We start from the raw sequence: 13,396 nt of genomic DNA, 5'->3' as shown, positions 1-13,396 counted from the left end.
GGCACCCCCCGCAACCCCCTACGGCAGCTGGATCCCCGTGTCCAGCCCGTCCAGCGCCCGAGTGCACAGACAGTCGCGCTCTCCCGACGGCAGGGCGGCCACCGCGTCGAAGAGCACCGAGCGGAGGCGGTCCACATTGGCCGCGAACACCCGCAGCACCTCCTCGTGCGAGACGCCCTCGCCGGTCTCGGCGCCCGCGTCCAGGTCGGTGACCAGGGTCATCGTCGTGTAGCAGAGCCCCAGTTCGCGGGCGAGCACCGCCTCGGGGTGGCCGGTCATGCCCACGACCGACCAGCCCATCGCCGCATGCCACCGCGACTCCGCGCGCGTGGAGAAGCGCGGGCCCTCTATGACGACCAGCGTGCCCCCGTCCACCGGCTCCCAGTCGCGCCCGCGCGCCGCCGCGATGGCGGCCTTGCGGCCTTCCGGGCAGTACGGGTCGGCCAGCGCCACGTGCACGACGTTCGGGACCGAGCCGTCGGGCAGCGGCAGGCCGTCGTAGTACGTCTGGACGCGCGACTTCGTACGGTCGATCAGCTGGTCCGGGACGAGCAGCGTCCCCGGCCCGTACTCGGGCCGCAGCCCGCCGACCGCGCAGGGCCCGAGCACCTGGCGCACGCCCACCGAGCGCAGGGCCCACAGGTTGGCGCGGTAGTTGATGCGGTGCGGCGGAAGGTGGTGGCCGCGGCCGTGCCGGGGCAGGAAGGCGACCCGGCGGCCCGCGATCTCGCCCAAGAACAGGGAGTCGCTGGGGCTTCCGTACGGAGTGTCGACCTGGAGCTCGGTCACGTCGTCCAGGAACGAGTAGAAGCCGGAACCGCCGATGACACCGATCTCCGCGCGCCCGCCGCCTCCGGCCCCGCCGCCGCTCCCCGCACTCCCCGCCACGTCGGCGTGCTCGGCGTGCTCGGCGTGGTCCGCGCTTCGCGTGCTCTCTGCGTTAGCCATGCGCAGCACCCTAGCCGGGGTGATCCGGGGCCAGAACGTGGTTCGGGCATGCCGAAGACCCCGCCGTCGGGGACGGCGGGGTCCGGCTGTGTCCGGGGCTCGTGCGGCCGGTCAGGCGGCCGACGACGAGCTGGTGGAGCTGGACGTCGAGGAGGCCGAGGAGCTCGACGACGACGCGGCCGGCTTCGAGTCCGAGCCCGACGGCGTCGACGGCTTGGCGGCCGAGGACGCGGGCGTGCTGCTCGACGAGGAGCCGCGGCTGTCGTTGCGGTAGAAGCCGGAGCCCTTGAAGACGATGCCGACGGCCGAGAACACCTTCTTGAGGCGTCCGTCGCAGTTGGGGCAGACGGTCAGGGCGTCATCGGTGAACTTCTGCACCGCCTCGAGGCCTTCGCCGCACTCGGTGCACTGGTACTGGTAGGTCGGCACGTGTCTTCCTCCTGGCACTCTCACTCGATGAGTGCTAACGACGGTCCATAGTGACGTATTCCGCTGGATCAGTCCACCGTGACGGGGACGCGGTGACCCACGCCACTACGCGCGACGGTGCGTCCGGCGGAGCGCGGAGCGAGCCGCGAGCGCAGGGAGAGCAGCGTGACCAGGGCGAGCGCGGTGCCCGCCATGGGCACCAGGAAGCCCGCGCTGGAGCCGTGGGCGTCGGCCAGCCGGCCGGCCACGGTGACCGCGCCGGCCTGGCCCAGCGCCACCGCGCCGGTCAGCCAGGTGAAGGCCTCGGTCCGGGCGGAGGACGGGACCAGCGACTCGACCAGGGTGTAGCCGGTGATCAGGGCCGGGGCGATGAAGAGGCCGACGATCAGGCCGAGGCCGCCGAGCAGCACCGCGGAGTGCATGGCCCACAGGCCCGAGGCGGCCAGGGTCAGGCCGGTGTAGCCGGCGATCAGCCGCGTCCGGGGAGCGGACTTCCAGGCGATGGCGCCGCACGCGATGCCCGCCAGCATGTTGCCCGCGGCGAAGACCCCGTACAGCAGGCCGTTGGCGCCGGGGTTGCCGATCTCCTCGGAGAACGCGGTCAGCGAGACCTGCATCCCGCCGAAGACGGCGCCGATGCCGAGGAACGACACGGCGAGGACGCGTACACCGGGGATGGAGAGCGCGGAGACGTGCTCCACGCGCGCGTCACCGTCGCCGGAGCGGCTGGGCTGCGGCTGGGTGCGGTGCTGGGAGGCGAAGAGCAGGCCGCCGACCAGGGTCAGCGCGGCTTCGGTGATCAGTCCGGCCGCCGGGTGGACGCCGGTGCACAGCGCGGTCGCGAGCACCGGGCCGATGACGAAGGTGAACTCGTCGGTCACCGACTCGAAGGCTGCGGCGGTCGACATCAGGGGCGAGCCGTCGAGCTTGGCGGCCCAGCGGGCCCGGACCATCGGTCCGACCTGCGGCACCGAGGCGCCGGTGGGGACGGCGGCCAGGAACAGCGCCCACAGGGGGGCGCCGGCCAGGGCCAGCGTGATCAGTACGGAGCCCGAGGCGGCGTGCACCAGGACGCCGGGGAGCAGCACCGCACGCTGGCCGAGGCGGTCGGCGAGCTTGCCGCTCTGGGGGGCGAACAGGGCCATGGAGACGCCGGTGACGGCGGCCACGGCACCGGCGCTGCCGTACGAGCCGGTGGTGTGCTGGACGAGCAGCACGATGCTGATGGTGAGCATCGCGAAGGGCTGCCGGGCGGCGAAGCCGGGCAGCAGGAACGTCAGTGCGCCGGGAGTGCGCAGGAGCTGCCCGTAGCCCGGGCGACGCTCGGAAGCGACCGTGGATGCCACGGCCCTTGCCTTTCTGCCGCCTGGTAGCGCGCCCCTCGTACCGGGTGGGTACGGGCGCCGCCGAGAGCTGTCCTCTTGCGCGGAACTGCGGTAGATGCCGGGGCTCACCCGAGGGGAGCCTCCGACCGCCATACGGTCGCGCCAGCTCTGCGTCAGGCAGAGTTGGTCGATCAGTGGTGTGCCTTCATGGTACAGGGGGATTCGGCTCCGCGCCTGTGAAAGCGCGCGAATGACCGAGATCACACCGTTGATTAAGCGGAGCGATCCACCGGGCCGGTCCGCCGAGCCGATCGACCGGGCCGATCATTGGGCCGATCCGCCGGACCGTCCACCGAGCCGATCCGCCGGGCCGACCCGCCGGACCGTCCACCGAGCCGACCCGCCGGGCCGACCCGCCGGACCGTCCGCCGAGCCGACCCGCCCGGCCGAGCCACCGGCCCGATCAGCCGGACCTTTTCCCGGTGGTTCCCTTGGTCCCCTTGGTTTCTTTGGTGCCCTTGGCCCCCTGAGCCGGGCTCGCCCCCGGCCGTCCCGTCCCCAGCCATCCGGCCAGCTTGCCGCCCTGGCCGACCGCCCGCAGCCGTGCCTCGGCCGCGTCGCGCACCGGGTCCGTCGCCACCACCAGGAGCTCGTCGCCGCGCCGCAGCACGGTCGTCGGCCCCGGTACGAAGCTCTTGCCGTCCCGTACGACCAGGGTGACCGCGGCGCCGGGAGGCATGCGCAGCTCGTGGACCTCGACGCCGTGCATCCGCGACCCGGACGGGATCGCCACCGACAGCAGATGGCCGCGCAGCCGCTCCAGGGGCGCCGACTCGATGCCGAGGTCGGCGGCGGTCTTCACGTCCGAGATGCGCAGTTTCCTGGCGAGCCAGGGCAGCGTCGGCCCCTGGACGAGGGTGTAGACGACGACCAGGACGAAGACGATGTTGAAGACCCGCTCGCTGCCGTCGATCCCGGAGACCATGGGGATCGTGGCCAGGATGATGGGCACGGCGCCGCGCAGCCCCGCCCAGGACATCAGGGCCTTCTCCTGCCACGGCATCCGGAACGGCGCCACACTGATCAGCACCGCCAGCGGGCGCGCCACCATCGTCAGGGCCAGGCCGATGAGCACGGCGGGCCAGAAGTCGTCGGGCAGCTCGTGCGGGGTGACGAGCAGGCCGAGCAGCACGAACATGCCGATCTGGGCGATCCAGCCGAGCCCGTCGGCGAAGCCGCGGGTGGCGGGCCAGTGCGGCAGCTTGGCGTTGCCGAGGACCATCGCGGCCAGATAGACCGCGAGGAAGCCGGAGCCGTGGGCCATGGCGCCCGCCGCGTACGCGGTGACGGCGATCGCCATCACGGCGATCGGGTAGAGACCGGACGCGGGCAGCGCCACGTGCCGCAGGCCCCAGGAGCCGAGCAGGCCGACCGCCAGGCCGATCGCGGCGCCGATCGCCAGCTCAAGGGCGATCTTGCCGACGAGGGCGTACCAGGACTCCACGGGGCCCGGGGTGGAGAAGGCGACGACCAGGATGACGACCGGGGCGTCGTTGAAGCCCGACTCGGCCTCCAGGACACCGGTGATCCGGGACGGCAGCGGGACCTTGCGCAGAACGGAGAAGACGGCCGCGGCGTCCGTGGAGGACACCACCGCGCCGATGATCAGTGACTGCCGCCATTCGAGCCCGACCAGGTAGTGCGCCCCGGCCGCGGTCACCCCCACGCTCACCGCGACACCGACGATCGAGAGCATGACCGCGGCCGGCAGCGCCGGGCGGATCTCTTTCCACTTGGTGCCCAGACCGCCCTCGGCCAGGATCACCACCAGGGCCGCGTAGCCGATGACCTGGGTCATCTCGGCGTTGTCGAACTGGACGTCGAAGATCCCGTCCTGCCCTATGGCGATCCCGATCCCGAGGTACAGGAGCAGGCTGGGGAGCCCGCTGCGGGAGGAGACGCGCACGGCCGCGACGGCGATGAGCAGAACGAGCGAGCAGATGAGCAGGAGCTCGTTGAGATGGTGGACAGTCAGTGGCCGATCCTTCCCCTCACGCGCCGTCAGGCGCCCTCACGCACCGATGCCGAAACGTTCCTCCAGGCATCGGTACTTCGTTACCTTACCTAATCTTTGACGATTCCTTTACGCAAGGACCTGTCTGCCGGACGCCCTGACGCTCATACAAGACACCGCGTCCGGGGCTGTCAGTCGCTGCGCCTATGGTTGCTCCAGCACCTAGGACCACCCTGCCCCTCGAAGGACAGCGATGCCCTCCAACACAACCGCCCCTTCCGCCAAGACGAAGGTCAGGAAGAAGGGACGCCGTGCCCGGCTGTTCCTGATCGTCCTGGTGCTGGCGCTCGTCGCGGGTGTCGGTTACGGCGCGTACTGGGGCGTCAGCACCGTGCGCGCCTCCTTCCCGCAGACCACGGGGTCGATCCAGCTCAAGGGTCTGACCGGCGGCCCGGTCGAGGTCAAGCGCGACGACTACGGGGTGCCGCAGGTCTACGCGGACAACGACACCGACCTCTTCATGGCCCAGGGCTTCGTCCAGGCCCAGGACCGCTTCTGGGAGATGGACGTCCGCCGCCACGTCACCTCCGGCCGGCTGTCGGAGATGTTCGGCAAGGACCAGGTCGAGACCGACGCCTTCCTGCGCACTCTCGGCTGGCGCCGGGTGGCGCAGCGGGAGTACGACACCAAGCTGTCACCCCAGACGAAGAAGTACCTCCAGGCGTACGCCGCCGGTGTCAACGCCTACCTGGAGGGCAAAGGCCCCAAGGACATCTCCGTCGAGTACGCGGCGCTGGACTTCGTCCACGACTACAAGGTCGAGAAGTGGACGCCGGTCGACTCGGTGGCCTGGCTCAAGGCGATGGCCTGGGACCTGCGCGGCAACATGCAGGACGAGATCGACCGGTCCCTGATGACCAGCCGGCTCACGCCCAAGCAGATCAAGGACCTGTACCCGCCGTATCCGACCGCCACCCACCGGCCGATCGTCGACGGGGGCTCGGTCAGCAAGGCCACCGGCAAGTACGACCCGAACCGCGAGGCGGGCAGCGGCACCGGGGCCGGAGCGTCGGTCCAGGGTGCGACGCAGGGGGCGCAGACGCAGCTCGCGCGCCTCTCCGAGAGCCTCGACAAGATCCCGGCGTTCCTCGGCCCCAACGGCAGCGGGATCGGCTCCAACTCCTGGGTCGTCTCCGGCAAGTACACGACGACCGGTATGCCGCTGCTCGCCAACGACCCGCACCTGGCGCCGATGATGCCCTCGCTCTGGTACCAGATGGGCCTGCACTGCCGGACGGTCTCGGCGAGCTGCGGCTTCGACGTGGCGGGCTACACGTTCTCCGGTATGCCCGGTGTGGTCATCGGCCACAACCAGGACGTCTCCTGGGGGTTCACCAACCTCGGCGCCGACGTGACCGACCTGTACCTGGAGAAGATCGCCCCGGGCGGCACCTACCTGTACGACAACCAGCAGAAGGCCCTCGCCACGCGCGAGGAGGTCATCAAGGTCGCGGGCGGCAGGAGCAAGACCATCACCGTGCGCGAGACCAACAACGGCCCGTTGGTCTCCGACCGTGACGACGAGCTGGAGAAGGTCGGAAAGAAGGCCCCCGTGGCCACCTCCGCCCCGGACCGGGGCGAGGGGTACGCGGTGGCCCTGAAGTGGACCGCGCTGGAGCCCGGCAAGTCCATGGACGCCGTCTTCGAGCTCGACCGGGCCAAGGACTTCAAGTCCTTCCGGGCGGCGGCGAAGGACTTCGAGGTCCCCTCGCAGAACATGATCTACGCCGACACCAAGGGCAACATCGGCTACCAGGCGCCCGGGAGGATCCCGGTCCGCGCCAAGGGCTACGACGGCTCCGTGCCCGCTCCGGGCTGGGACTCCAAGTACAACTGGAAGCCGCCCATCCCCTTCGACCAGCTGCCGTACGAGTTCAACCCCAAGCGGGGCTACATCGTCACCGCCAACCAGGCCGTGGTCGACGAGAAGAAGTACCCGTACCTGCTGACCAAGGACTGGGGCTACGGCACCCGCAGCCAGCGGATCAACGACCTCATCGAGTCGAAGACCAAGGACGGCGGCAAGGTCTCCACCGAGGACATGCAGAAGATGCAGATGGACAACAGCAGCGAGATCGCCGCGCTGCTGACGCCCGCTCTGCTGAAGATCGACGTCCCCGATCCGTCCGTACGGGAGGCGCAGAAGCTGCTGGAGGGCTGGGACTACACCCAGGAGTCGGACTCCGGGGCCGCGGCCTACTTCAACGCGGTGTGGCGCAACGTCCTCAAGCTGGCCTTCGGCAACAAGCTCCCCAAGGAGCTGCGGGTCGAGGGCGAGTGCCTGAACGTGCGCCCGCCGGACAGCTCCGGCCCCGTGGACGACCTCAACGGCCTGGTGCGCGAGTGCGGCCAGCGCGACGCGGACTCGGCGCAGCCCGACGGCGGCGACCGCTGGTTCGAGGTGGTCCGGCGGATCTTCAACGACGAGAAGAACGAGTGGTGGCAGACGCCCAAGAGCCGTCTGGATCCGGCCACCAAGACCCGGGACCAGCTGCTGGCGCGCGCGATGAAGGACGCCCGCTGGGAGCTGACGGCCAAGCTCGGCAAGGACGTCAGCAGCTGGAGCTGGGGGCAGTTGCACCAGCTGATGCTGAAGAACCAGACCCTCGGCACCGACGGCCCCGGCATCGTGCGGTTCCTCCTCAACCGCGGTCCGTGGAACCTCGGCGGCGGCGAGGCGGCGGTCAACGCGACGGGCTGGAACGCGGGCGGCGGCGACTACTCGGTCACCTGGGTGCCGTCGATGCGGATGGTGGTGAACCTGAAGGACTTCGACAAGTCGAAGTGGATCAACCTCACCGGCGCCTCCGGCCACGCCTACAGCGCGCACTACTCGGACCAGACCGGGAAGTGGGCCAGGGGCGAACAGCTGGACTGGTCCTTCAGCGCCAGGGCGGTCGGAGCCTCGACGGTCGACACGCTGACGCTGAAGCCGTGAGCCTTCGGTACAGAACTCGGGCTTCCGGGCTCAGACCGGGAAGCGGGTCACGCCCTCCGGGGTGACCACCACCTGCACGGGGTGGTCGTGCGGTTCCTCCGGGACCCGCGCGACCACCTCGTTCGCGTAGAGCAGCACCACGCGCGCGGGGTCGTGCCCCGCCGCCGCGATCCGGGCGAGCACCCTGTCGTACGAGCCGCCGCCCCGGCCCAGGCGCATCCCGCGCGCGTCCACGGCGAGGCCGGGCAGCAGCACGGTGTCCGCGGCCAGCACGGCGGCGGGCCCGAGCCGGGTCCCCGACGGCTCCAGGAGCCCCCGCCCGGCCGGTTCGAGCCGGTCCGGGCCCTCGTACTCGGCCCAGTCGAGGTCATTGTCCGATTGCAGTACGGGCAGCAGGACGCGCACACCACGGGTGCGCAGCGCGTCGAGCAGCGCGCGCGTCCCCGGCTCGCGCCCCACCGAGACGTACGCGGCGACCGTTCCGGCCGCCGCCAGCTCGGGAAGCCCCAGCGCCCGGCGGGCCAGCTCCTCGCCCGCCCGGTGCACGTCCTGTGGCGTCAGAAGGCGTCGGGCACCCAGGAGTTCCGCGCGCAAGAGGGCCTTTTCGGCTGCATCATCACTCACAGTGTTTTCACAATCCCCTCAAATGCCTGTTTATGAGGCCGTATTAACCGGAGGATAATCTTCCGCACATACGCAGCGGTTAGTGTGCTGCGCATGACTCAGTCGCCCCCACGGATCACCAAGGCTGTCATTCCGGCGGCAGGCCTCGGCACCCGCTTCCTGCCGGCCACCAAGGCCACCCCCAAGGAGATGCTGCCGGTCGTCGACAAGCCCGCGATCCAGTACGTGGTCGAGGAGGCGGTCGCCGCCGGCCTCTCGGACGTGCTGATGATCACGGGGCGCAACAAACGTCCCCTGGAGGACCACTTCGACCGCAACTACGAGCTGGAGGAGGCCCTCTCCCGCAAGGGGGACGAGGCCCGGCTCGCCAAGGTCCGGGAGTCCAGCGACCTCGCCGCGATGCACTACGTGCGCCAGGGCGACCCCAGGGGCCTGGGCCACGCGGTGCTGTGCGCCGCGCCGCACGTGGGCGACCAGCCCTTCGCGGTGCTCCTCGGCGACGACCTCATCGACGCGCGCGACCCGCTGCTCTCCCGGATGGTGGAGATCCAGGAACGCGAGGGCGGCAGTGTGATCGCCCTGATGGAGGTCGAGCCGTCCCAGATCCACCTCTACGGCTGCGCGGCCGTGGAGCCCACCGGCCAGGGCGACGTCGTACGGATCACCGGCCTGGTGGAGAAGCCCGACCCGGCGGACGCGCCCAGCAACCTCGCCATCATCGGCCGCTACGTCCTGGACCCCGCGGTCTTCGCGATACTGCGCCAGACCGAACCGGGCCGCGGCGGCGAAATCCAGCTCACCGACGCGCTCCAGCAACTGGCCGCGGACGAGAAGGTCGGCGGCCCCGTGCACGGCGTGGTCTTCAAGGGCCGCCGCTATGACACCGGCGACCGCGGCGACTATCTGCGCGCCATTGTCAGACTCGCGTGCGAACGTGAAGACCTGGGCCCCGACTTCAAGGCCTGGCTTCGCAGTTACGTGACCGAGGAGATGCAGACACCTTGAGCGACACGATCTGGTCGGTCGACGAGCACCTGGAGGACGTCCTCGCCGCCGTGGCGCCGCTCGAACCCATCGAGCTGCAACTGCCCGACGCCCAGGGCTGCGTCCTGGTCGAGGACGTCACGGTGCCGCTCGCGCTGCCGCCCTTCGACAACAGCTCGATGGACGGGTACGCGGTGCGCGTCGCGGACGTGGCGGGCGCCAGCGAGGAGTTCCCCGCGGTGCTGACCGTGGTCGGCGACGTGGCCGCGGGCAGCGGCGAGCTCCCGTCCGTCGGCCCCGGCGAGGCCGCCCGGATCATGACCGGTGCCCCGCTGCCGCCCGGCGCCGAGGCCGTGGTCCCGGTCGAGTGGACCGACGGCGGCACGGGCGAGGGCGCCGCCACCGGCATGCGCGCCGCCAGCGGCGCCCCCGAGGGCGCGAGCGGCGAGGTCCGGGTCCACCGGCCCGCCGGGGCCCGCGCCCACGTCCGCGCGGCCGGCAGCGACGTGCGGGCCGGTGACCTCGCGCTGGCCGCCGGGACCGTGCTCGGCCCGCCCCAGATCGGCCTGCTCGCGGCGATCGGCCGGGGCTCGGTGAAGGTCCGCCCGCGCCCGCGCGTGGTCGTCCTGTCGACCGGCAGCGAACTGGTCCAGCCCGGCGAGAAGTTGTCCAAGGGCCAGATCTACGACTCCAACAGCTTCGCCCTGGCCGCCGCCGCGCGCGACGCGGGAGCCATCGCGTACCGGGTGGGCGCGGTCACCGACGACGCCGAGATCCTGCGCGCGACCATCGAGGACCAGCTGATCCGCGCCGATCTGCTGGTGACCACGGGCGGCGTGAGCGTGGGGGCGTACGACGTCGTCAAGGAGGCGCTCTCCTCGGTCGGCGACGAGGACGAGCCGGGCAGCGGCATCGACTTCCGCAAGCTCGCCATGCAGCCCGGCAAGCCCCAGGGCTTCGGCTCGATCGGCCCCGACCACACCCCGCTGCTCGCCCTGCCGGGCAACCCGGTGTCGTCGTACGTCTCGTTCGAGCTGTTCGTCCGCCCCGCGATCCGCACCCTGATGGGCCTGCCGGACGTGCACCGGCCACGCGCGCGTGCCGCGCTCCGGAGCGACAAGGCGCTCACCTCCCCGGCGGCCCGCCGCCAGTTCCTGCGCGGGAGCTACGACGCGGACGGGGAGAGCGTCACCCCGGTCGGCGGCTCCGGATCGCATCTGATCGCGGCCCTCGCCCAGGCGGACTGCCTGATCGTCATCCCCGAGGACGTCACCTCCGTGGAGCCCGGCTCCGAAGTGGAGGTGGTCCTGCTCGGCTGACCGGGCCCCGGTGGCGGTAGCGTGTCTGCCCACACAGGCCGGACCGGGAGCGCCACACCATGAGTACGCAAGGCAGGCTGACGCACATCGACGAGGCGGGCGCCGCCCGGATGGTCGATGTCTCCGAGAAGGACGTGACGGCCCGCACCGCGCGCGCGAGCGGTCGCGTACGCGTCTCGCCGCGCGTGATCGAGCTGCTGCGCGGCGAGGGCGTGCCCAAGGGCGACGCCCTGGCGACCGCCCGGATCGCCGGGATCATGGGCGCCAAGCGCACCCCCGACCTGATCCCGCTCTGCCACCCGCTGGCGGTGTCCGGGGTGAAGCTGGACCTGACGGTCGCGGACGACGCGGTGGAGATCGTGGCCACCGTGCGGACGACCGACCGCACGGGCGTGGAGATGGAGGCGCTGACCGCCGTGTCGGTGGCCGCGCTGACCGTCGTCGACATGGTGAAGGCCGTGGACAAGGCGGCCGTCATCACCGACGTGCGGGTGGAGACGAAGACCGGCGGCAAGTCGGGCGACTGGTCCCGCCCCGGGCCGGACGGGGCCACGGCGTGAGCGCGCCGGACGACACCGGCCGGACGTCCCCCGGGCCGGCGGGCGGCGCCCCGAGCCGCCCCGGGGTGGAGAACGCGCCCCCCTTCCCCGGCGGCGGCGCGGACCTCGGGGCCGCGCTGCTCGCCCCGTACGCGGCGCTCGTCGTCACCGCCTCCAACCGCGCCTCCGCCGGTGTGTACGCGGACAGGGGCGGCCCGATCCTCGCCGAGGGCCTGGCGGGGCTCGGCTTCGCCGTGGACGGGCCGCTGGTCGTGCCCGACGGCGACCCGGTGGAGCAGGCGCTGCGCGCGGGCACGGCCGCCGGATACGACGTGATCGTCACCACCGGCGGCACCGGCATCTCGCCCACGGACCGCACCCCCGACGCCACCCGCCGCGTCCTGGACTACGAGGTCCCCGGCATCCCGGAGGCGATCCGCGCCGAGGGGCTGGCGAAGGTCCCCACCGCCGCGCTCTCGCGGGGGCTCGCCGGGGTGGCGGGCGGCCACACGCTGATCGTCAACCTGCCGGGCTCCACCGGCGGCGTCCGCGACGGACTGGCCGTCCTGGAGCGGCTGCTGACGCACGCCGTCGACCAATTGCGCGGCGGCGACCACCCCAGACCCGTGGGGAGCCCGAGCTGAACGTCCCCTCATGGCCGGTCGTGCTGACGGACGGTGATGTCCTCCTCCGTCCCATAAGGCTGCGCGACCAGCGCGTCTGGCGCGAGGTCAACCGGCGCAACCGCGAATGGCTGCGGCCCTGGGAGGCGACCGTCCCGCCGCCCGCGCCCGGCGCCCCGCCCGCCCGCCGGCCCACCTACCGGCAGATGGTCCGGCATCTGCGCGCCGAGGCGAACGCGGGCCGGATGCTGCCGTTCGTGATCGAGTACCAGGGCCGGCTGGTCGGTCAGCTGACGGTCGCCGGGATCACCTGGGGCTCGATGTGCTCGGGGCACGTCGGCTACTGGGTGGACCGCGAGGTCGCGGGCCGCGGCGTCATGCCCACCGCCGTCGCGCTCGCCACCGACCACTGCTTCCGTTCGGTCGGACTGCACCGCATGGAGGTCTGCATTCGCCCGGAGAACGGGCCGAGCCGGCGCGTGGTGGAGAAACTCGGATTCCGCGAGGAGGGCCTGCGCCCGCGCTATCTCCACATCGACGGCGGATGGCGGGACCACCTGGTGTACGCGCTGACGGCCGAAGAGGTGCCCGAGGGGATGCTGCACAGGTGGAAGCAGTCGAGGCGGGCGCACCACGAGAAATGAAATAGACGTTCGAATTCGGTCGCCGTATGACCATGAAGCGATCTGAAGAATCACAAAAAAAGCCGGTCTTATCAGCCAGATCGTGCGACACACCGGCTCAATTGGCGTATCCCCTCGCGCCCGTCCCTCTACCGTGTGGGGTGTGAGCAGCAGCGGCCTCATCTACGCAGTCATCGTCGGGGCCTGGGCCGCCTACTTGGTGCCGATGTGGCTCCGCAGGCAGGACGAGCTCAACGAGGCCCGTCCGACGGAACGCTTCAGCACCGCCATCCGGCTGCTGTCCGGACGGTCGGCCATGGAGCGCCGGTACGCCAGGGAGCTCAGGCAGCGAGGTTCCGGCGACCCCGCACCCGACACCGACCCGGACGCGCCCACGGAGTTCCTCGGGGCGGGAGGCCTCGGGGACCCCGCCCAGGGCGTCGACGTCCGGGACCTCGCCGTGCCGCGACAGCACCCCACGGGCACCGGGGCGCAGCGGCGCGGACGTGAGGAGCCGCGTCCCGAGGAGGAGCGCCCCGAGGTCCCGCACCCGGCCGAACCGCACCACGAGACCCCTCGTTCCGAGGAGCGCCGCGGGAGCGGGCGCGGTGGTGAGGAGCGGCCCGGGGGCGCGCGCCAGAGCGACGTGCGCCGGGGCGTGGGCCGTTCCGCGGACGCCGCCGAGCGGGCCCGGCGCGCCCGGCGCAGCGCGGTCCTGGCGCGCCGACGGCGTACGACCGTGCTTCTCTTCCTGGGCTTCACCCTGGGCACGGTCGTGGCGGCGGTGGGCGGCCTCGGCTTCCTGTGGGCGCCCGCGGTCCCGGCCGTGCTGCTCAGCGCGTACATCATGCATCTGCGCGCCCAGGAGCGGCGGAGGTTCGCGTTCGTCATGGACCGGCGCCGTGCCGAGGCCGCCGCGCAGCGGCTGCGCGAGCGCCAGCCGCGCCGTCAGAGCGCCACACCCGCCGCC

At 71.9% G+C, this 13,396-nt stretch carries 12 protein-coding genes; 7 read left to right on the top strand and 5 right to left on the bottom strand.

Annotated elements, in window-relative coordinates; genetic code table 11:
• Window positions 1–18 precede the first annotated feature (18 nt).
• The 4 genes from ACJA3G_RS15015 to ACJA3G_RS15000 form a co-directional block, all read right to left on the bottom strand.
• Window positions 19–948 (bottom strand): S-methyl-5'-thioadenosine phosphorylase, encoded by a 930-nt coding sequence (locus tag ACJA3G_RS15015; RefSeq protein WP_406553469.1) that lies wholly within the window; start codon window positions 946–948, stop codon window positions 19–21.
• 111 nt (window positions 949–1,059) lie between these two features.
• Window positions 1,060–1,377, bottom strand: coding sequence for an FmdB family zinc ribbon protein (locus ACJA3G_RS15010; RefSeq protein WP_406553468.1), 318 nt, complete (start codon window positions 1,375–1,377; stop codon window positions 1,060–1,062).
• Between the two features lie 68 nt (window positions 1,378–1,445).
• Window positions 1,446–2,723, bottom strand: a complete 1,278-nt coding sequence (locus ACJA3G_RS15005; RefSeq protein ID WP_406553467.1) for an MFS transporter — start codon at window positions 2,721–2,723, stop codon at window positions 1,446–1,448.
• A 442-nt stretch (window positions 2,724–3,165) separates the two neighbouring features.
• Window positions 3,166–4,710, bottom strand: a complete 1,545-nt coding sequence (locus ACJA3G_RS15000) for a potassium/proton antiporter (RefSeq protein ID WP_406553472.1) — start codon at window positions 4,708–4,710, stop codon at window positions 3,166–3,168.
• A 259-nt stretch (window positions 4,711–4,969) separates the two neighbouring features.
• On the opposite strand from ACJA3G_RS15000, the gene ACJA3G_RS14995 reads away from it, so the two are divergent.
• Window positions 4,970–7,714 (top strand): penicillin acylase family protein, encoded by a 2,745-nt coding sequence (locus ACJA3G_RS14995; RefSeq protein WP_406553466.1) that lies wholly within the window; start codon window positions 4,970–4,972, stop codon window positions 7,712–7,714.
• Window positions 7,715–7,744: 30 nt separating this feature from the next.
• Here the strand turns inward: ACJA3G_RS14995 and ACJA3G_RS14990 are convergent, their stop codons facing one another.
• Window positions 7,745–8,338 carry a 5-formyltetrahydrofolate cyclo-ligase gene (locus tag ACJA3G_RS14990; protein WP_406553465.1) on the bottom strand — a complete coding sequence of 198 codons (594 nt, stop codon included), beginning with the start codon at window positions 8,336–8,338 and terminating at the stop codon, window positions 7,745–7,747.
• Between the two features lie 93 nt (window positions 8,339–8,431).
• Here ACJA3G_RS14990 and galU point away from each other — a divergent pair, with 93 nt between their 5' ends.
• From galU to glpR, 6 genes are all read left to right on the top strand, one after another.
• Window positions 8,432–9,343: a UTP--glucose-1-phosphate uridylyltransferase GalU gene (gene galU / locus ACJA3G_RS14985; RefSeq protein ID WP_406553464.1), complete on the top strand. Its 912-nt coding sequence runs from the start codon at window positions 8,432–8,434 to the stop codon at window positions 9,341–9,343.
• Window positions 9,340–10,641: a gephyrin-like molybdotransferase Glp gene (glp, locus tag ACJA3G_RS14980; RefSeq protein ID WP_406553463.1), complete on the top strand. Its 1,302-nt coding sequence runs from the start codon at window positions 9,340–9,342 to the stop codon at window positions 10,639–10,641. The genes galU and glp overlap by 4 nt, the downstream gene beginning before the upstream one ends.
• A 59-nt stretch (window positions 10,642–10,700) precedes the next feature.
• Window positions 10,701–11,201: a cyclic pyranopterin monophosphate synthase MoaC gene (moaC, locus tag ACJA3G_RS14975; RefSeq protein WP_406553462.1), complete on the top strand. Its 501-nt coding sequence runs from the start codon at window positions 10,701–10,703 to the stop codon at window positions 11,199–11,201.
• A 116-nt stretch (window positions 11,202–11,317) separates the two neighbouring features.
• Window positions 11,318–11,824 carry a molybdenum cofactor biosynthesis protein B gene (locus ACJA3G_RS14970; protein ID WP_406553471.1) on the top strand — a complete coding sequence of 169 codons (507 nt, stop codon included), beginning with the start codon at window positions 11,318–11,320 and terminating at the stop codon, window positions 11,822–11,824.
• Entirely contained in the window at window positions 11,821–12,447 is a 627-nt protein-coding gene (locus tag ACJA3G_RS14965) for a GNAT family N-acetyltransferase (protein ID WP_406553470.1), read from the top strand. Before ACJA3G_RS14970 ends, ACJA3G_RS14965 begins: the two co-directional genes overlap by 4 nt.
• A 142-nt stretch (window positions 12,448–12,589) precedes the next feature.
• Window positions 12,590–13,396 (top strand): gephyrin-like molybdotransferase receptor GlpR (glpR, locus tag ACJA3G_RS14960; protein ID WP_406553461.1); only part of this gene is annotated, 807 nt, incomplete at its 3' end.

Origin of the sequence: Streptomyces sp. YS-3 (assembly GCF_045257485.1) — a bacterium.
In the GTDB taxonomy this organism is placed as follows: domain Bacteria; phylum Actinomycetota; class Actinomycetes; order Streptomycetales; family Streptomycetaceae; genus Streptomyces.
Note: the sequence above shows the minus strand (reverse complement) of the source record. Positions and strands in the feature narration are given on the sequence as shown.